This is a genomic window from Pseudomonas sp. GW821-FHT10C09 (assembly GCF_059415465.1).
This window is the reverse complement of sequence record NZ_JBWKNG010000017.1, coordinates 20,920-39,107: the sequence shown is the minus strand read 5'-3', so window position 1 is coordinate 39,107 and position 18,188 is coordinate 20,920. Positions and strand designations below refer to the sequence as shown.

General features: G+C 61.5%; 15 protein-coding genes. 9 read left to right on the top strand and 6 right to left on the bottom strand.

Translation table 11 applies throughout. The features are described 5' to 3' along the window. Nucleotides 1-194: 194 nt before the first annotated feature. Genes AC07N8_RS18690 through AC07N8_RS18680 form a run of 3 tightly spaced genes read left to right on the top strand, consistent with a single transcriptional unit; the run spans nt 195 to nt 3,337 of the window. The gene (locus AC07N8_RS18690; RefSeq protein ID WP_493145624.1) at nt 195-1,856 is read left to right on the top strand and encodes a GMC family oxidoreductase; all 1,662 of its coding nucleotides are present in this window, start codon (nt 195-197) and stop codon (nt 1,854-1,856) included. Continuing rightward, nucleotides 1,825-2,181, top strand: coding sequence for a hypothetical protein (locus AC07N8_RS18685; protein WP_493145625.1), 357 nt, complete (start codon nt 1,825-1,827; stop codon nt 2,179-2,181). The genes AC07N8_RS18690 and AC07N8_RS18685 overlap by 32 nt, the downstream gene beginning before the upstream one ends. Nucleotides 2,182-2,218: 37 nt before the next feature. Beyond that, nucleotides 2,219-3,337 carry a CaiB/BaiF CoA transferase family protein gene (locus tag AC07N8_RS18680; protein WP_493145626.1) on the top strand — a complete coding sequence of 373 codons (1,119 nt, stop codon included), beginning with the start codon at nt 2,219-2,221 and terminating at the stop codon, nt 3,335-3,337. A 160-nt stretch (nt 3,338-3,497) separates the two neighbouring features. Here AC07N8_RS18680 and AC07N8_RS18675 read toward each other — a convergent pair whose 3' ends face one another. The 4 genes from AC07N8_RS18675 to AC07N8_RS18660 form a co-directional block, all read right to left on the bottom strand. Next, the gene (locus tag AC07N8_RS18675; RefSeq protein ID WP_493145627.1) at nt 3,498-4,049 is read right to left on the bottom strand and encodes a DUF2889 domain-containing protein; all 552 of its coding nucleotides are present in this window, start codon (nt 4,047-4,049) and stop codon (nt 3,498-3,500) included. Nucleotides 4,050-4,051: 2 nt separating this feature from the next. Continuing rightward, a complete protein-coding gene (locus AC07N8_RS18670) occupies nt 4,052-5,827 on the bottom strand; it encodes an arylsulfatase (protein ID WP_493145628.1) in 1,776 nt (591 codons plus the stop codon). Between the two features lie 77 nt (nt 5,828-5,904). Then, nucleotides 5,905-7,359: a coniferyl aldehyde dehydrogenase gene (locus tag AC07N8_RS18665; RefSeq protein ID WP_493145629.1), complete on the bottom strand. Its 1,455-nt coding sequence runs from the start codon at nt 7,357-7,359 to the stop codon at nt 5,905-5,907. 10 nt (nt 7,360-7,369) lie between these two features. Then, nucleotides 7,370-9,421 (bottom strand): alkyl/aryl-sulfatase, encoded by a 2,052-nt coding sequence (locus AC07N8_RS18660; RefSeq protein ID WP_493145630.1) that lies wholly within the window; start codon nt 9,419-9,421, stop codon nt 7,370-7,372. Between the two features lie 393 nt (nt 9,422-9,814). On the opposite strand from AC07N8_RS18660, the gene AC07N8_RS18655 reads away from it, so the two are divergent. The 5 genes from AC07N8_RS18655 to AC07N8_RS18635 all read left to right on the top strand — a co-directional run bounded on the left by AC07N8_RS18655 (nt 9,815) and on the right by AC07N8_RS18635 (nt 15,524). Continuing rightward, nucleotides 9,815-10,600 (top strand): enoyl-CoA hydratase/isomerase family protein, encoded by a 786-nt coding sequence (locus AC07N8_RS18655; protein WP_493145631.1) that lies wholly within the window; start codon nt 9,815-9,817, stop codon nt 10,598-10,600. Nucleotides 10,601-10,633: 33 nt separating this feature from the next. Next, entirely contained in the window at nt 10,634-11,881 is a 1,248-nt protein-coding gene (locus AC07N8_RS18650; RefSeq protein ID WP_493145632.1) for a thiolase family protein, read from the top strand. 9 nt (nt 11,882-11,890) lie between these two features. Next, entirely contained in the window at nt 11,891-13,048 is a 1,158-nt protein-coding gene (locus tag AC07N8_RS18645; protein WP_493145633.1) for an acyl-CoA dehydrogenase family protein, read from the top strand. A gap of 72 nt (nt 13,049-13,120) precedes the next feature. Beyond that, complete coding sequence (locus AC07N8_RS18640; protein WP_483839866.1) at nt 13,121-13,897, top strand: SDR family NAD(P)-dependent oxidoreductase; 777 nt, start codon at nt 13,121-13,123, stop codon at nt 13,895-13,897. Between the two features lie 40 nt (nt 13,898-13,937). Then, on the top strand, nt 13,938-15,524 hold the full coding sequence (locus tag AC07N8_RS18635) for a class I adenylate-forming enzyme family protein (protein ID WP_493145634.1): 1,587 nt from the start codon (nt 13,938-13,940) through the stop codon (nt 15,522-15,524). 59 nt (nt 15,525-15,583) lie between these two features. Here AC07N8_RS18635 and AC07N8_RS18630 read toward each other — a convergent pair whose 3' ends face one another. Together AC07N8_RS18630 and AC07N8_RS18625 are read right to left on the bottom strand one after the other, a co-directional pair. Then, nucleotides 15,584-16,369 (bottom strand): hypothetical protein, encoded by a 786-nt coding sequence (locus AC07N8_RS18630; protein ID WP_493145635.1) that lies wholly within the window; start codon nt 16,367-16,369, stop codon nt 15,584-15,586. 16 nt (nt 16,370-16,385) lie between these two features. Then, on the bottom strand, nt 16,386-17,204 hold the full coding sequence (locus AC07N8_RS18625; RefSeq protein ID WP_493145636.1) for a DUF2092 domain-containing protein: 819 nt from the start codon (nt 17,202-17,204) through the stop codon (nt 16,386-16,388). Between the two features lie 275 nt (nt 17,205-17,479). On the opposite strand from AC07N8_RS18625, the gene AC07N8_RS18620 reads away from it, so the two are divergent. Next, the gene (locus AC07N8_RS18620) at nt 17,480-18,157 is read left to right on the top strand and encodes a DUF3313 domain-containing protein (protein WP_483839870.1); all 678 of its coding nucleotides are present in this window, start codon (nt 17,480-17,482) and stop codon (nt 18,155-18,157) included. The last annotated feature ends 31 nt before the right edge of the window (nt 18,158-18,188 follow it).

The window sequence follows — 18,188 nt, the reverse complement described above, 5'->3', positions numbered from 1 at the left end:
TGCGAAATCCGATACTCGCCCCCCCCCGTCCATCGGTCAATGCTCGGTGATGGGCATATTCACGATGTTCCAGTGCTTGGCGCGATAGACACCTGCCCCACTGACCAGCGAATTGATTCTATTGACCGGTGCCGCGCCGGCCTTATACCCACAATGCGTTCATGTGGTGCATCAAATAAAAAGAGAAGAACAGCATGAGCCAGAACGCAGAGTTCGATTACATCGTAGTTGGCGCGGGCGCGGCCGGTTGCGTGGTTGCCAGTCGCCTGTCGGAAGATCCGTCGATTTCCGTCTGCCTGCTCGAAGCCGGTGGCCCCGACAGCCATCCGCTGGTGCATATGCCGGCAGGTGTCGCGGCGATGGTGCCGACGTCGATCAACAACTGGCAGTACCAGACCGTGCCGCAGCCGGGCTTGAATGGTCGCATCGGCTACCAGCCACGGGGCAAGACCCTGGGCGGCAGTTCTTCGATCAACGCCATGGCCTATCACCGTGGCCACCCGCGTGATTTCGACCGCTGGGCTGTCTTGGGCAACCCCGGCTGGAGCTATCAGGACGTGCTGCCGTTCTTCAAGCGCGCCGAGCACAACGAACACTTCAAAGACGAACTGCACGGCCAGAACGGTCCGTTGAATGTGCGCTTCCATTCCTCGCCCAATCCGTTTGGCGAAACCTTTGTCGAGGCCGGTGTACAGGCGGGTTATCCGCCCTGCCCCGACCAGAACGGCGCGACCATGGAAGGCTTCGGTCGCGTTCAGGTGATGCAAAAGGACGGACAGCGTTGCAGCGCGGCCAAGGCCTACCTCACCCCTAACCGCCATCGCAGCAACCTGCACATCGAAACCCACGCCCACGCCACGCGAATCCTGTTCGACGGCAAGCGAGCGGTGGGCATCGAGTTTGTGCAGAACGGCGCCAAACGCACCCTGCGCGCCCGGCATGAGTTGATTTTGAGTTCCGGTGCCTTCAACTCCCCACAACTGCTGCTTTTGTCCGGTATCGGGCCAACCAGCCAGTTGCTGAAATTCGACATCCCGGTGGTTCACGAACTGCCAGGGGTCGGTCAGAACCTGGTGGATCACATCGATTACGTGCACTCCTATCGCGTCAAGTCGCGCAACTTGATCGGTCTGTCGCTGGCCGGTGCCTGGGACATCGCCAAAGCGGCGATCCGTTACTGGCGCCGCCGCAGCGGGCCGCTGACCACCAATTTCGCCGAGGCCTGCGCCTTCGTCAAAACCTCACCAGAACTGGCCCAGGCCGACATCGAACTGGCGCTGACCATCGCCATGTTCGCCGACCATGGGCGCACGCTGTATCGAGGTCACGGGCTGAGCGTCCATGCCTGCCTATTGCATCCGAAAAGCGTCGGGCAACTGACCCTGGCGAGTGCCGACCCGATGGTCGCGCCGCTGATCGACCCGGCGTTCCTGACCCATCCTGATGACATCAAGACGCTGGTCGAAGGCTACCGGATCATCCAGAAGGTCATGGCCACCCCGGCGTTCAAGGCGTTCTGCCCGCAGGATGTGATTGACGCGCCGATGAACAGCGACGCTGAAGTCGAGCAGGTGTTGCGCAACCGTTCCGACACCCTCTATCACCCGGTCGGCACCTGCAAAATGGGCGCCGATGAGCTGGCGGTGGTGGATGCCCGATTGAAGGTGCATGGCCTGGAAGGTTTGCGCGTGGCCGACGCCTCGATCATGCCGACTATCATTGGCTGTAGCACCACCGCCGCAACAGTGATGATCGGCGAAAAAGCCGCCGAGTTTATTCGTCAGGACCGCGCTGCAAGCGCCTCTCTTTCTTCGAAGGACGATCATGAATCCAGTACGCAGCCTTACCCCGCATAAGCTGCTGGTGGTTTCAGCGGTCATCGAACTGGCGACCGGCGTAGCGTTGCTGCTCACGCCGGTCCTGGTCAGCCAGCTGTTGCTGGGCATCGCGACGGACGCGAGCGATCTGATCGCCCGTTGTTTTGGCATCGCTTTGATTGCCCTCGGCATCGCCTGTTGGCCGCGACCGGCCAACCCTGGCGCGCTGCGTTCGATGCTGTTCTACAACGGCGCGATTGCGTTGTACCTGGCGTACATCGGCTTGCTGGTCGGCGGCGGTTTATTGCTGTGGCCGGCGGTGGTGTTGCATGCCGTGCTGAGCGCGTTGTTTTTGCGTCGTTAACCTCCCCTCATTCTCAAACATCCAAAGGAGTACGCACATGGGCGTATTGGACGGCGTTCGTATCGTCGAAATTGCCGGTATCGGACCGGGGCCGTTTTGCGGCATGTTGCTGGCGGACATGGGCGCTGAGGTGATCCTGGTGGAACGCGCCGGCAAGGGCGGCGACATGCTCGACCTGGGCAAGCACGCCATCGTCAATCGCGGCAAACAGTCGATTGCCCTCGACCTCAAGGACCCCGACGCCATCGAAGCGGTGCTGCGTCTGATCGAGGGCGCCGACGCGCTGATCGAAGGCATGCGTCCCGGTGTCATGGAGCGTCTGGGCCTAGGTCCCGACGTGTGCCTGGCGCGCAATCCGCGACTGGTTTACGGGCGCATGACCGGTTGGGGCCAGCACGGGCCGTTGGCCCAGGCTGCCGGCCACGACCTCAACTACATCGCCCTCTCCGGCGCCTTGTGGTTCAGCGGCGAGGCCCGCCAGCCGCCGATGGCACCGCCGACGTTGGTGGGTGATCTGGGGGGTGGTGCGTTGTACCTGGCGATGGGCATTCTGGCGGGGATCATTAACGCCAGCACCAACGGCGTCGGGCAGGTGGTGGACGCGGCGATTGTCGATGGCAGCGCCAACCTGATGAACCTGTTGCTGTCCGCGCACTCCGCCGGTCAGCAGCCGCTGGAACGCGGTCGCGGGTTGCTCGACGGCGCCCATTGGGCCCGCACGTACGCCTGCGCCGACGGTTTGTTCGTCAGCGTGCAAGCCCTTGAACCGCAGTTCAATGCCTTGCTGTTCAGCAAATTGGGACTGGGTGACGACCCGGACTTCAAGAGCCCGTACGATCCGCGCCAGTGGGGCCCGTTGCGCACGCGCCTGGAAGCCGTGTTTGCCAGCCAGCCACGCCAGCACTGGATCGATCTACTGGAAGGCAGCGATGCGTGCTTTGCCCCGGTACTGACGCCGGCCGAAGCCCTTGAACATCCGCACATGGCCGAACGCGGCGTGTATTCGCGCAAGGATGGCGTGTTGCAGGCGGCACCGGCGCCACGGTTTTCCGCGACGCCTTCGGCGGTGGGCAAGGTGCCGATCCGTGGCGAACACAGCACAGGCATTCTGCGCAAGGCAGGCTTGAGTGAAGAGCAGATCCAACGGTTGATCTGAATAATCGGGGCCGAAGGCCCCGAGTTCCACAATCCCCTGTAGGAGTGAGCCTGCTCGCGATAACGGAGTGTCAGTCGACATGGATGTTCCTGACCCGACGCCATCGCGAGCAAGCTCGCTCCCACAGGCTTTGCGTTTTAGCTGACAGGCAATTGGTGCATCAGACTTTCAGGAACACCGCAACAGGACTGTCCTCGCGCAACGCATGACAGGTGTTGAGCAAAGCCCCCCTGGCATTGCGATAAGCGTCCACATCTGCCGCCGTGCGCGGCGCGACCAGTGATCGCGCCATCGGGATGGTCTGGAACGCCGTCGTCGCGATCGGCAGCAGCAACTCGGTCAAATGCACGCAACCGCCGATCCCGCCGAACAGTTCCTTGATCCGCCGCGAAAACCCCGCGCCTATGCGCTCACCCAGCAACTTCTGATAACCCGGCATTGCCCCGCGACACTGGCTGGTGGGCACGTCCGGCATCGTCACCTGAATGTCCCGCACGATGAAGTCATCGTCCAGGGTCAGGCGTATCCACATGCCGTGGTATGTCTGGCCCGTTTCGACGGTGCGGCCTTCTGCAAGCGTCACCGGATGGGTTTTGCTGTCGCTCAGCCGCCCTTCGATGTCCCACAATCCATCGGCACGCAAAAATCCCTGGCATTCCACCGTGCGCCGGTGAATCAACCGGCGGCCGAATACATCAAGTTCGTCAGTCATATTCAAACGCCCTGCTTGCGGCGGCGACGGCGCCACATCAGCACGCCCACCAGCAGCACCAGCACCGCCACCACCGGTGGCGCGGCAGCCTTGAGTTTGGGAATGACCACGTGTTTCAAGGCATACATTTGCCCCTGGTGCATGTAGTCATAACCGGCCGGCATCGGCAGCACGCCGTTGACGCGGGCGTACTCAGCGTAGTCGGCCTGCATGGCCACAAAGCGCTCGGGCATCTGCTGTTGCAGGTCGTTGACCTCACCTGGGTCGGTGACGATGTTGTAGAGGTGCCATTGCTCGTTGCCCACCGGTTTGAGGCTTTTCACCAGTTTGTAATCGCCTTTGAACAACGCGGCGCTGCCGGACAGTTCATAGCCGATGGCTTGATCTTCTGGGTGCACACGCTCCGTCACGCCAGTGACCACCGGTATCAGGCTGTTGCCGATCATTGGCTCCACGGCTCGACCTTGAAACTGGCCGTTATGCACCGGCACGCCGGCCACTTCCAGCAAGGTTGGGACGATGTCATTGACGTGGGTAAAGGCTTTGGCGATGTGATTGGCCTGAATGCCTGGCACGCCTGAAACGATCAACGGCGTGCGCAAACCGCCCTCGCCGGCAAAGAACTTGTAGCCGCTCAATGGCGACGCGGCGGCACTGGCCCAGCTCGGGCCGATGCTGGTGAAGGCACCCTTGCTGCCCAGGCGATCGAGCTGGCGGGTGTAGTTCATTTCCAGCCACAGCCGCACGGCGGGGATGGCATACGGGTCGGTGGGTTCGCTGCCGTTATCGGACAGGAACACGAACACGGTGTTGTCGTACTCGCCGGTGTCTTTCAGGTGCTGGATCAAGCGGCCGATTTCCTGGTCCATGGTTTCCGCCATGCCGGCATAGACTTCCATGCGCCGCGCTTCGTAGCGTTTTTCATGCTCATCCAGCGCGTTCCAGTCGGCGGTACTGGCCATGGTCTGCATACCGACACCGGCCGGGATCAGGCCCAGTTCCACCGCCCGGTCGCGTCGCTCATTGCGCAACGCGGTCCAGCCAGCGTCATAGCGTCCCTTGTACTTGTCGATGTTCGCCTTGGGCGCCTGGACCGGAACGTGGTTGGCCTGAAAACCCAGGTAGGCGAAAAACGGCTTGCCGTCCTGCCGGTCGTTCTCGATGTACTCCAGCGCCTTGTCGACGATGAAGGTCGAGGAGTAATAGTCCTTCGGCAGATGCGCCGGCTGGCCGTTCTCGAACCAGGCGGCCTTGTCGTACAGCGGCGCGTAAGGGCGTTCTTCCCAGTTATCCGAGCCGCTGTCGGCCTGGATGAACGAGCGGTCGAAGCCACGGTTGTTTGGCAAGGTGTCCGGGGTTTTGCCCAAGTGCCATTTACCGGTGATGTAGGTGCGGTAACCGCCCTCCTTGAGGCGGCGGGCGACGGTGATTGCATTGTCGTTGAGTACACCGCTGTAACCGGGTTTGCCCAAGTGTTCCTCGGGCATGGTTTCCGGCATGTTGCCGACACCGTTGCGATGGTTGTCGACGCCGGTCAGCAGCATCGAACGCGTCGGCGAGCAGGAGGCGGTGACATGGAAGTCGGAAAAGCGCACACCTTCGCGAGCCAGGGTGTCGATGTTCGGCGTGGCGATTTCACTGCCGAAAGAACCGACATCGCTGTAGCCCCAGTCGTCCGCGACCAGCACCACGATGTTCGGCTGTTTGGGGGCGGCGAAACTTTGGCTGGCGAACGCCAGGCAACACATTGCCAGGGCTAGTGGCTTCAACGGAGTCATCCAGGGTTTCCTTTGTTTTTGCCTGTCATAAAATCTGTTTCACATGGCTCCCACAGTTGATGGGTGTTGGGCTCGGGTCAGGGTTTCAATAGAGCACCAACGACCCGGCGAAACAGCCGGCCGTAGGGCGGGCGTAAAAGACCCATGACGTCCCAACGCGGCGGTGTGAACACCGAACGTTCCAGGCTGAATGCCTTGAACCCGTATCCGCCCCGGTAACGACCAAAACCTGAGTGTCCACAGCCGCCAAAGGGCAAGTCAGTCTGGAACAGGTGCTGCATGACTTCATTAATACACGCGCCCCCCGAATGGGTGCGTTCCAGCACGTGCTTGGCTTCAGCGCGGTTGTCACCGAAGTAATACAGCGCCAGAGGCCTTGGATGCGCATTGATGTAAGCAAGCACTTCGTTGATATCGCGATAACCGCGAATCGGCAGCAACGGGCCAAACACTTCCTCTTGCATCACCCGCGTCGAGTCTGGCGGATCAACTACCAGGGTCGGTGCGATCTTGCGTGAAGCGCTCAAATCCTCGTTACCCGGATTGACCTCGATCACCCTGACGCAATGCTCACGGGCGTCTTGCAGACAGGCTTGCATCCGCTGGTATTGCCCGGGCGTCGCCATGGCCGTGTAGTCCGGATTGTTCAGCAGCGTCGGGAACAGGCGCTGCATTTCGACCTGCATGAAGGTCAACAAGCGTTCGAGGTCATCCTCGTGCACAAACACATAATCCGGGGCGATACAGGCCTGCCCGGCGCTGACGCCCTTCCCGCCCCAGATACGCTTGGCGGCGTTTTTCAGATCGGCGCCGCGACCGATGATGGTCGGCGACTTGCCGCCCAGTTCCAGGGTCAACGGTGTCAGGTTTTCTGCGGCGGCGCGCATCACCAGCCGCCCGACCCGTGGACTGCCGGTAAACACCAGGTGATCCAGCGGCAACGCGGAAAACGCCGCGCCGAACTCGGCACCGCCGATGAAGCCTGCCACTTCGGTGTCGTCGAACTGCCTGGTCAGCAGTTCGATCAGCAGGCTGGCCGTGGCGGGCGACTGATCGGAAAACAGCAGAATCGCCCGATTGCCCGCCGCCAGCGCTTCGGCCAATGGCCCCAGCGCGATGGCAATCGGGAAATTCCACGGCGAGATGATGCCGATCGTTCCCAGCGGCTGAAAACGGATTTCAGCCCGGGCACCCAGCCAACCGCTGCCCAGTTCGGCTTTGCGGCGCTGCGGACGCATCCATTGGCGCACGCGATCGCGCGCATATTTCAGGCCCTGCACCGGAAGCAACACATCCGCCAGCAGCGACTGATCATGACTGCGCCAGGTGAAGTCCTTGGCCAAGGCGTCGCAAAGTGCCTGCTGGTTGTCCAGCAACAGCTTGATCACCCGGTTGATCCGCTCAATGCGCAGCTCGGCGGACGGCGGCCCCTCGGCCAAGGAAGCGGCCTGTTGACGGGCGAGCACCGCCGCGACCCGTGTCGAGGCAGGAACAAACAGACTGTGCGCATCATCAGCAAGAGGCGAGTTCATGGTCGTCATCCTATTGTGCAGGCGCATTAGGGCCGATCAGTTCGAAGTCCGGCGAGAATTTGTCCAGCGATCCCAATACGTCATAGACCGCGATCTTGCTGCCGTCGATTTTCAGCTCACCCTTGATCACCGCCTCAATCGGCGAGAGCTTTTCCGCCAGGATGGCATTCAGCGTTTCGCGAGTCAGGGACAGCGTGGCGTCGGCCTTGTCGGCGTTGTAGTCGGCGACGTAGGTCAACGCCGAGTTTTCCAGATTGAGCATGTAGCGCTTGCCGTCAGGCCCGACATCCGTGAAGTTCCAGTTGAGGACAATGTGCTTGCCCTCGACATCCGGCGCCTTCAGGCGCACACCCAGGTAATCGAAAATGTTGTCGATGGTCAGCGAACGCAGCATGTCGGGACTGGCGGTGCGCAATGGCGAAGCGAGTTTCTTCCCGCCACTGCGTTGTTCCATGGCCGCGGCCAGGTAGCTGTTGCGCTCCACTGCGGACTCGGCCTGATAACCCAGTTGCTCGAGAGCATCGGCGGACAACTCTCGCGCCGCCTTGTTGTCCGGTTCGGCGTAGATCAAATGGCTCATGGCTTGCGCCACCCAGCGGTACTGACCGTTGGCAAAGTCAGTGCGCGCGTGGGCCAGCACGGCGTCGGCACCGCCGCCATATTCGACGAATTTCTTGCCGTAATCGCCATCGGACAACGCATCCATGTTGGCCGGGTTGGCGTCATACCAGCCCATGTATTGCTGATACACCGCTTTGGAGTTGCGTTGTACCGAACCGTAAAAACCATGGGTAAAGGTTTCGCTGGCCAGGCTCGCCGGCACGTGGCTGCGCATGTATTCGGCGATCTCGACTGGTTTGTAGCCCTTGTTGATCAGGCGCAACGACTGGTCGTGCAGCCACTTGTACATGTCCCGTTGCTTGGACAGATAGTTGACCACGCGCTCCTGACCAAACACCGGCCAGCCGTGCTGCCCCACCAGAATGTCGGCGCCAGGTGCGAATTGATGCAACGCTTGGTTCAGGTATTTGGACCAGGCCAGACCATCGCGAATGGTTGCCCCGCGCAACGTAAGCAATTGATGTTGGGTCGGCAGCGCCAGTTCACCGGTATCCAGCACTTTGAACTGCGGGAAGTAGTGGATGAACTCAGCGGGGGCTTCGGTGCCGGGTGCGAGCATGTTGACGATTTCGACGCCATCGATTGTGAGGGTTTGCACCGGCTGGTCGAGTTCCAGGGTCGGCGGGATCAGGGTGATGGTGCCGTTGGACAAGGCCTTGGCGCCGCCTAGGTCAATCTGGCCCTGGGGGCTGCGCGGCAACGTGGTGCCAAACTGGTACTCGGCGCGACGGCTCATGGCATTACCGGCCATCACGTTTTCGGCGACCGCTGTCTCCATGAAGCCTTTCGGCGCAATGATCTGCACCTTGCCCGATTTCACGTCCGCTTCATCGACGATGCCGCGAATACCCGCGAAGTGATCGACGTGGCTGTGGTTGTAGAACACCGCGACCACCGGTTTGCGCGGGCGGTGCTGGTAATAGAGTTCCAGCGAGGCGTGCGCCACCTCAGTCGCGAGGTTGCAGTCAATGATGATCAGGCCTGTCTTGCCTTCGATGATGGTCATGTTGGTCAGGTCGAGACCGCGCACCTGATAAAAACCATCCGTGACCTTGAACAGCCCGTTGGCCATGCTTTTGCGCGCCTGCTGCCACAGGCTCGGGTTGACCGTGGCCGGCGCGTCGGCGGCACCGAGGAATTCATAGCCCTTGAGGCTGTACACCACGTGACCGTCGGCGGCGATGGTTTCGGCGTCGGGCAGGCTGGCGATGAAACCGTGCTGGATGTCCGCTTCTACCAGCGGATCAACGGCCGGCATGCTGTGCGCGGTGTTCGCGTTGGCGGCGATAGTCGACTCGGTCGCGGCTTTCTGGCCACCCTGCCCGGCGCTGTTGTCGACTGCTTGCAGATGCAGGCCGCTTTGACCTCGCGACCATTGCAGCCCACCGACAATGCTGGCGGCCAACACTGACACCGTCAGCACTACACGGACTTTCTTCATCGCACGGTCTCTCTCTAATTGTTGTTCGAATACCGTTCCGATGGTGCAAGCAAGGCGCCCGGGTTGCTGGTCTTCTCAATCAATTCATCTGTCTTCACAGACCGTACAGATAGACCGGGCAATGAATAACCTGTGGTGAGTGATTACCTGTGGCGAGGGGGCTTGCCCCCGCTGGGCTGCGCAGCGGCCCCCTTCGCCCGTAATAAAGATAGGGACTGCTGCGCAGTCCAACGGGGGCAAGCCCCCTCGCCACAGGTCAGCATCCGAACTGACGGATAGCCCTCCCCTGCGGACAACCGCTTTCGTTGCAATGACCTGCGACGGCCCCGCTTGCGTTCCTACTATCGGCCCATCAACAACGCCAATAGAGCGCAAACAATAAGGGGAGTTGTCATGAGTGATGATGTGCTGCTGTATGAAATCGTCGGCCCGGTGGCGCGTTTGACGCTCAATCGCCCACGAGCCATGAACGCGTTGAACCTGGCGACGCTCGCCGAGCTGGAACGCTGCCTCAACGACATCGCGCTCAACGATGATCTGCGGGCGGTGATCCTCACCGGCAACGGTCCGGCCTTCTGCGCCGGTGCCGACCTGAAAGAAGTGTTGGCCGGCAGCAGCCTGCCCGCTGGCGAAGCCGATTTCCTCGACCGCGCCAATCAAGTCTTCGGTCAGCTGCGTAATTTCCCTAAACCAGTGATCGCCGCCCTTAACGGCGTGACCATGGCCGGGGGTCTGGAACTGGCGATGTGCGCCGACATCGTGGTCGCCGCACAAAGCGCGACCCTGGCCGACGCCCATGCCAATTTCGGTGTCTTTCCTGGCGCTGGCGGCGCCGCCGTGCTGCCGCGCCTGATCCCGCTGAACATCGCGATGTACTTGCTGATGACCGGCAAATCCCTCTCGGCTGCTGAAATGCAAGGCTACGGCCTGGTATGCGAAGTCCACGCCGACGACGAGCTCGCCGACGCCGCCGTGAAGCTGGCCACGCAAATCGCCAAAAAGAGCCCGATCGCCCTGTGCCGCATGAAAGAAGTGGCCCGCGCCTCGGCTGACAAATCCCGCGACGACGCCTTGCTGCACGAGCAAGTGATGCTGCGTCAGCACCTGCGCACCGCCGATTTCCAGGAAGGCCTGCAAGCCTTCGGCGAAAAACGCGCACCGAACTTCAAGGGCCGCTAGGCCACCACGCCCCCACCCCCGCAGGAACAGACAATGAACGATATTTATGTAGTGGGCGTTGGCATGACGCCGTTTGGCCGATTGCTTGACCGCAGCGTCTACGACATGGTCGACGAAGCCGTGGGCCTGGCGCTGAAAGATGCCGGCGCCACCACCGCCGACGTTGGTTCGGTGTATTACAGCACCATGACCAACGGCATGTTGCAGGGTCAGACCGGGATTCCCGGCCCAATTGCCATGCGCCGCATCGGCATCGAAGGCGTACCCGTGTTCTCCGTCGAGAACGCCTGCGCCTCCGGCTCTTCGGCGTTCAACCTCGCCACCCTGGCCTTGCGTGCCGGACAGTGCGACATCGCCCTCGCCGTCGGCGCAGAGAAGATGAATGTCCCGGACAAATCCAAGATGTTCGCCGTGTTCGATGGCGGCTGGGACGTGTCCACCGTCGAGCAGAACAAGCAGACTTTATTGGCCATGGGCGAAGGCATCGTGCCGCCGCCGGGCACCGTTTCCGAGCGTCCTTACAGCGTATTTATGGACGTCTATGCCTCCATTGCCCGCAATCACATGCTGCGCTACGGCACCACGCAACGGCAAATTGCCGCAGTCGCCGCCAAGAACCACCAGCATTCGGTGCACAACCCGCTCTCGCAGTTCCAGCAAGCCTTCAGTATCGACGAAGTGCTGGGGTCGCCCGCGATCTGCTACCCGCTGACCACCTTGATGTGTTCGCCGATCAGTGACGGCGCTGCCGCAGTGCTGCTGTGCAACGCCGACGGCCTCAAGCGCCTGAAAAGTGCCGGCGAGCGCGCGGTTCGTGTCCTCGCCAGCGTGGTGCAGACCGGCAGCAACCGTGGCCTGGACGAGCCGGAAAAAATCATCGCCCATCTCGCCGCGAAGAAAGCCTACGCCCTGGCCGGTGTGAATCCGTCCGACGTCGACGTCGCGGAAGTCCACGACGCCTCTGCCATCGGCGAAATCCTCAACGCCGAATCGCTGATGCTGGTGCCGTTCGGCGAAGGCGGCCCGGCTGCCGAGCGCGGTGATTTCACCGTTGGCGGACGCATGCCGATCAACCCGTCCGGAGGCCTGGAATCCAAGGGCCACCCGATTGGCGCCACGGGCCTTGGGCAAATCCATGAGCTGGTCACGCAACTGCGCGGCGAAGCCGGCAAGCGCCAGGTCGAAGGCGCACGCATTGCCATTCAGGAAAACGGTGGTGGCCTGTTCGGCATCGAAGAAGCCGTGGTCGCCGTCAACATCCTCGCCAACAAGAATAATTAAGGAGCCCCCATGGGACACGTCATGCGCACCCCGGAACAACTCGAAGCCGTCGAGAGTTTCCGTCGTTTCCTGGCCGACAAGATCGACCCGGTGTTCAACAAGGAATACCGCGACAAGTTCATGCCGAAAGAGAAAATGGCCGAGATGATGCGCCAGCTCTCCGAGTTCGGCATGGTCAGTGGCGCCGTCAGCGAGGCCCATGGTGGTCTCGGTCTGGACTGGCCGACCATGACTATGTTGTTCGAAGAGGTCGCCGCCTGCTCGGTCGACCTGTCGACGCCGGTGGTCATCAACTCCTTCGGCGCACAAATGCTCGAGAAGCTCGCCCCGGACCACCTGCGCGAACGTTACCTGCCGGGCCTGATCAGCGGCGATTCGTTCGTCAGCGTCGGCATCTCGGAGCCGGATGTCGGCTCCAATGTGCTGGAAATCAAGACCCGCGCCCGTCGCGACGGTGACGACTACATCATCACCGGCGAAAAAACCTGGATCAGCAACGGTTCGTACTCGGACTTCCTGATCTGCACCTGCCGCACCGGCGAAGACCCGCGCAAGGGCCTGACGCACTTCCTGCTCGACCGCAAAGAACATCCGTATGAAGTGCAGAACATCCACAAGATGGCCTGGAACAGCCAGTCCACCGCGCAGATCTTCCTCAACGACGTGCGCGTTCCGGCCAGCAACATCATCGGCGGCGAAGGCCAGGCACTGAAAAACACCCTGTCGTTCTTCGAACGCTCCCGCGTGTTCGTGGCGGCTCAAGGCCTGGGCATCGGCCGTCGCGCACTGGAAGAAGCCGTGCGTTACGCCAAGGAACGCAAGCAGCACGGCAAAGTGATCGCTGGCCACCAGTTGATCAGCGCCATGCTCGCGGAAATGGCCACCAACGTCGACGCCGCCCGCCTGCTGACTTACCGCGCCGCCGAGATGATCGGTGCCGGCATCCCGGCCGAAATGGAAGCGGCGATGGCCAAGTACTTCGCGTGCGAAGCGGCGGTCACCATCGCCCGCCAAGCCGTGCAGATTCACGGCGGTGCCGGTGTGACCACCGACTTCCTGGTCGAGAAACTCGCCCGCGAAGCCATCATCGTGCCGATTCCGGAAGGCACCACGCAGATCCAGCAACTGATCATTGGCCGCGCCCTGACCGGGGTCAACGCGTTCTGATCAACCGCTCGTTCCACTTCTAACAATAACAACCCGGTCCGTTTGGGCCGGGCAGCGAACAAGGACACACTCATGCGTATTCAAGACAAAGTGATCGTGATCACCGGCGGCGCTTCGGGCCTGGGCCTGGCCACTGCGCACTACATGGCCGGTGAAAAAGGCGCCCGCGTGGCAATTTTCGACCTGAACATCGAAGCCGGCGAGAAAGCCGTGGCCAGCATTGGCGGCGATCGCGCGATGTTCGTGCAAACCGACGTCAGCGACGAAGCCTCGGTGCAAAACGCCGTCAACGCAGTGGTCGCAAAATTCGGCGCCCTCCATGTGTGCATCAACGGCGCCGCCGTACCCACCGGTTTCAAAGTACTGGGCCGCGAAGGCAAGGCTGCCCCGCTGGCCCGCTTCGCCCAGGCCACCGCGATCAACCTCAACGGCGTGTTCAACGTCATGTCCAAATGCGCCGAGCAGATGGCCAACAACGAAGCCGAAGCCGGCGAAGAACGCGGTGTGGTGATCAACGTGTCGTCCGGCGCGGCCTATGAAGGCCAGGTCGGTCAGTGCGCCTACGCGGCCACCAAGGCTGGCGTGATCGGCATGAACATGCCGGCTGCCCGTGAACTGGGCGAGATTGGTGTGCGCGTCAACGCCATCGCGCCGGGCCTGTTCCTGACCACCATGGTCGCCGGTCTCGACGAGAAGATTCTCAACTCGCTGAAAGAGCAGATGGAATCGCCGAAACGCCTGGGTGACATGCGTGAGTTCGCACATTGCTGCGCGTTCCTGATCGAAAACGCCTACGTCAACGGCGAGACCATCCGCCTGGATGCCGCCTCGCGCATGCGTGCCCGATAACTCGCGCTGCGGTCTTCTGGAGCTATTGGAGCGGTCCACCATGAAAATGAACTTTAGCCGGGTCATGCGCTTGCTCGCGTTGCGTCATCGCGACCAGGAAGCCATCGTCAACATCGAGCGTAATCGGCGCTACACCTACGAGCAGTACCATCTGCTGACCAACCGTATCGCCGATGTCCTGCGCTCGATGCTGAACGTGCGCGCGGGCGAACGCTTCATGCTGATCCTGGAAAACGACAACCTCAGCCTGATGATGTTTCCCAGCACGTTCAAGCAGGAAGGCACGGTGGTCATGACCAACCTGCGCGATCCGCTTGAAGAGCATGCGCGGCAGGTCGAGCTGGTCAAACCCCGGGTGGTGTTTCTCGAAACCCGCTTGCTGGACAGCTACTACGGCATGTTGCGCCACCGTGGTTGCGAGATCGTGGTGATGGACCCGCCCACAGCCGAGCAAGCCAGCCTGCCAGGGGTTCACAGCTTCTGGTCGCTGGTGGACGCTGCGTCCGACCTCGATAACGATGTGAGCCTCGATACCGACCAGCACCTCTGCATGTTGCGCTTCACCGGTGGCACCACCGGCAAAGGCAAGTGCGCAATGTACTCGATCGACAACTGGATGGCCTGCCGTGACGCGGCGTTTATCAACACCGATCTGGGCTTGAATTGCGCAACTCGGCTGTTACATGTGTCGCCGCTGTCCCACGGCACGATCATGCTGTTTTTCCCGACGTTCTACGGCGGCGGCACCAACCTGACCATGAACCAGCTGGACATGGAAGCCTGGCGTCAGCAGGTGGAAAAGGAGCGCGTGACCCACTCGTTCCTGGTACCGACCGTGCTGTATCGCTTGCTGGAAATGCAACGCGCCGCGCCCAAGGATTTCTCCTCGCTGAGTACCTTGATCTACGGTGCTGCGCCGATGAGCCCGGACAAGCTGGGTGAACTGGTGGAATGCTTCGGGCAGATTTTTGTCCAGGGCTACGCCGCCACCGAAGCACCGATGATCATCGCCGCGCTCGACAAGGCCTCGCACCAGCCCGGCGACGCCACCGCGTTGCAACGCTTGTCGTCGGCCGGTCGTCCGACCCCCGGTGTCGAAATATTTATCGCCGATACCGACGGCACGCCGTTGCCGATTGGCGAAACCGGTGAGATCCGCATTCGCTGCAAAGCGGTGATCAAGGGTTACTACGAGAACCCGGAAGCAACGGCCGCCGAGTTCGACGACGGTGCGTGGAAGTCCGGCGACCTGGGTTACATCGACCGCGACGGTTTCCTGTACATCGTCGACCGGCTCAAGGACATGATCATCAGCGGCGGTTTCAACGTCTACGCCGTGGAAGTCGAAGCAGCGCTGGCGGCGCATCCGTCGGTACTGATGGCGGCCGTGGTCGGCATCCCGCATGCAGAATGGGGTGAGGCCGTGCATGCCGAAGTCATCCTGCGTCAGGGTGAAACCGTGACTTGCGAAGAGTTGATCGCACAGACCCGCACGCGACTGGGCGGCTACAAGGCGCCAAAAACGCTGGTGTTCGTCGATGAACTACCGCTTTCAGTGGTCGGCAAGGTGCTGCGCCGACAAGTGCGGGAAAAGTACTGGAAGGGATCGTTGCGCAACGTCAGCTGAAGCTAAGCCAACGAAGCTCCAATGTGGGAGCGAGCTCGCTCCCACAGGAATTGGGGCGATCACGGCGGTGTCACCACGGTGTAATACACCCCGTTGGCGCCATAGGCCGGTTGCAACCAGGCATTGCCGCATTGGTAGTACGTGTTCTGGGAGAAAGTCTGCAAATTACATCCGGGAGGCAGGCTGGCGTAAGTCTGGCCCAAGGGCAATGTCGGCGGTCCTGAAGCCACCATCCCGGCGTTATAGCCAGCGCTGAAATCGTCGGCGTCGGCGTTCTCGTCGACCATCGACCCGACAGCCGAGCCCACCGCCACGCCCGTCGCAGCGGCGGCAACCGGATTGACTCCGCCGCAGTAATAACAGCCGCTGCTGGCAATCACAGCGGCGGGCGGATGGTAGTAAGCCGTCCCGTAGGGGACGGACTGGTAAGCGCCTCCCCCATAAGCAGGTCCCCGGTAAGCCGTCGTGCCATAACCGTCCGCGTGGTAGCCAGCAGCAGCGGCGCCATTTTCACCTTGTGCATGCCAGGCACCCTCCCCACCGGAAGCTGTTCCACCTTCGGCACCCGTGCCTGCCCAAGACCCATCGCCACCGGACGCCGAACCGCCGCGATAGCCTGAACCGCTCCAACTGCCGTCGCCGCCGGAGGCCGAGCCGCCGCGATCGGTTTCGCCACTCCAGCTACCATCGCCGCCCGACGCCGAGCCGAATTCGCCGGAACGATTCCATGAACCGCCACCGCCGTATGAACGCCCAAAACCGCCGGCGTGCGACCAGGCTGCCGCCTCGTTACACATCAGCGCGGCGATTAACAGGCCCGCGAACTTCAAGGTAGATCTGTGCATGATTCACCCTCCTCGTTCAGGGTTTTGTGACCGGGTCTTTAACGCCTTGCGGGGCACGAAGGGCAGGAGGCGGGGCAAATTTAATCCGGTGCGACGATTCGATCTGGTCGGGTTTGAAGAACGCCGCAGGCATCGCTGAACTGAGCTTCCAGTCACTGAAATCGACTTGATGCCGGGATCGGCTCGGGTCATCGAGAAACACGGCGCGCAACCGACGCGGAAGCTTGTCCTCGGTACCGATCCAGGCTTGGACGAACACGGTGTCGCTGGTGTAGGCAACCACATCGGTGGTGGTATCGCCGACCACCGTGGACTGGCCGACGTAAAACGCCACACGCATGTCCCTGGACAAGTCTTTATACGGATCAGCCACGATCACGTCGGTAAACGGAAAATAAATGGCGGCGCGCTTGTACGCAGCCTCCAGCGTCGCATCGATGGTGGGCGGCGCATCGGCTTGTGCAAGCAAGTTGCCTTTTCGCTCATAGGCATAGGCCTGCTTGCCGTCGTAATAAAATTCGGTGGCCGGGCCATCGCCCGAGGTCAAGACACGCAGACGATCCGGGCGCTGCTCATTGACCAGCGCCACCGTGCTATAGGCCAGGGGTGGCCCCAGCCGGCTGGGCTTCTCGTAGGTGGTCACGGCTTTGAAGCTCAGGCCCTGAGTGCTGGTCAGCCGGGCGCTCATGGCCTTGAGAACATCCAGCGCCTTGGGCTCCAATTGCGTCGTCGGTGCATCGACGGCTGGCGCCTGGGCGGCATACAACGGGGTCGCGAACACAGCGATGACAACGCTGAGAGAGAGCCAGCGAACAGGTTGTTGGAAGGTGGGCATCGGCTGTTCTCCGCAGAGAGGTCAGGCGCTAAACGCCTGGCGACGGATGTGACGTCGCACTTCAGCAAAGCCCAGTTTTATGGCATCCGCCATTCCAACGACAAAATAGCGGGCCCAACGCAACGCAAATGATCAGCGAAGACAGCAATTGCTGGATATTTCGCAATTGCTACCTACGCTCTCCGCAGCGGTATCTGGATATCGAGAGCCGGTGGGCGCTGACCGGCTGTATCACGAATGAACCATTGGGCTTGATCGATGGAGCACGCATCACCATGAACCTGTCCCGCAACCTGCTCCTCGGCACCGCATTGGCCGGGCTCCTGCTCGGCGGTTGCACCTCGAAGGTCACCGAGACGACGCAGTACTCCGGCTACCTGTCGAACTACAACAACCTGCAGGAAGTCCAGACGCCCAGCGGTGGAACGGCGATGCGCTGGGTGAGCCCGTCGTGGAACCCGGATGCGTACGACACCATCGCGTTCAGGACGCTGGAGTTTTATCCCGCGCCGAAACCCAATGAGCAGGTCAATCAGAAAACCCTGGCCGACTTGCAGAACTACATGTCCAGCAAAGCCAAAAGCGTGCTGGGCCAGAAGTACCGCAGGGCGTCCAGTGCGGCCGCCGCACCGGCCGGGTCACATCCGCTGACCCTGCGTGCAGCGATCACCGGCGTCAGCGCTTCGAACGAAGGCATGAAGTGGTATGAGGTGATGCCGATCGCGGCCGTTATCGGCGCGACACAGGCAGCCACCGGCCACCGGGATCAAGACACCAATCTGTTCATCGAAGCCGAGTTCGTTGATGCAAGAACCCATCAGTCGATGGTCAAAGTGGTGCGCAAGGTATTCGGCAGTCAACTGGAAAACGAGAGTCAGAAAATCACCACCAAGGACTTTAAAGACGCGATCGACAAACTGATTGCCGATCTGCGGGCGTTCATTAGCAGTTGAGTCCTGTTCCAACCCACTCCTGATAAAGAGG

Excerpts from the sequence above, each read along its gene's own strand:
- AC07N8_RS18690 (WP_493145624.1), top strand. The coding sequence starts at position 195 with ATGAGCCAGAACGCAGAGTTCGATTACATCGTAGTTGGCGCGGGCGCG.
- AC07N8_RS18685 (WP_493145625.1), top strand. The coding sequence starts at position 1,825 with ATGAATCCAGTACGCAGCCTTACCCCGCATAAGCTGCTGGTGGTTTCA.
- AC07N8_RS18680 (WP_493145626.1), top strand. The coding sequence starts at position 2,219 with ATGGGCGTATTGGACGGCGTTCGTATCGTCGAAATTGCCGGTATCGGA.
- AC07N8_RS18675 (WP_493145627.1), bottom strand. The coding sequence starts at position 4,049 with ATGACTGACGAACTTGATGTATTCGGCCGCCGGTTGATTCACCGGCGC.
- AC07N8_RS18670 (WP_493145628.1), bottom strand. The coding sequence starts at position 5,827 with ATGACTCCGTTGAAGCCACTAGCCCTGGCAATGTGTTGCCTGGCGTTC.
- AC07N8_RS18665 (WP_493145629.1), bottom strand. The coding sequence starts at position 7,359 with ATGAACTCGCCTCTTGCTGATGATGCGCACAGTCTGTTTGTTCCTGCC.
- AC07N8_RS18660 (WP_493145630.1), bottom strand. The coding sequence starts at position 9,421 with ATGAAGAAAGTCCGTGTAGTGCTGACGGTGTCAGTGTTGGCCGCCAGC.
- AC07N8_RS18655 (WP_493145631.1), top strand. The coding sequence starts at position 9,815 with ATGAGTGATGATGTGCTGCTGTATGAAATCGTCGGCCCGGTGGCGCGT.
- AC07N8_RS18650 (WP_493145632.1), top strand. The coding sequence starts at position 10,634 with ATGAACGATATTTATGTAGTGGGCGTTGGCATGACGCCGTTTGGCCGA.
- AC07N8_RS18645 (WP_493145633.1), top strand. The coding sequence starts at position 11,891 with ATGGGACACGTCATGCGCACCCCGGAACAACTCGAAGCCGTCGAGAGT.
- AC07N8_RS18640 (WP_483839866.1), top strand. The coding sequence starts at position 13,121 with ATGCGTATTCAAGACAAAGTGATCGTGATCACCGGCGGCGCTTCGGGC.
- AC07N8_RS18635 (WP_493145634.1), top strand. The coding sequence starts at position 13,938 with ATGAAAATGAACTTTAGCCGGGTCATGCGCTTGCTCGCGTTGCGTCAT.
- AC07N8_RS18630 (WP_493145635.1), bottom strand. The coding sequence starts at position 16,369 with ATGCACAGATCTACCTTGAAGTTCGCGGGCCTGTTAATCGCCGCGCTG.
- AC07N8_RS18625 (WP_493145636.1), bottom strand. The coding sequence starts at position 17,204 with ATGCCCACCTTCCAACAACCTGTTCGCTGGCTCTCTCTCAGCGTTGTC.
- AC07N8_RS18620 (WP_483839870.1), top strand. The coding sequence starts at position 17,480 with ATGAACCTGTCCCGCAACCTGCTCCTCGGCACCGCATTGGCCGGGCTC.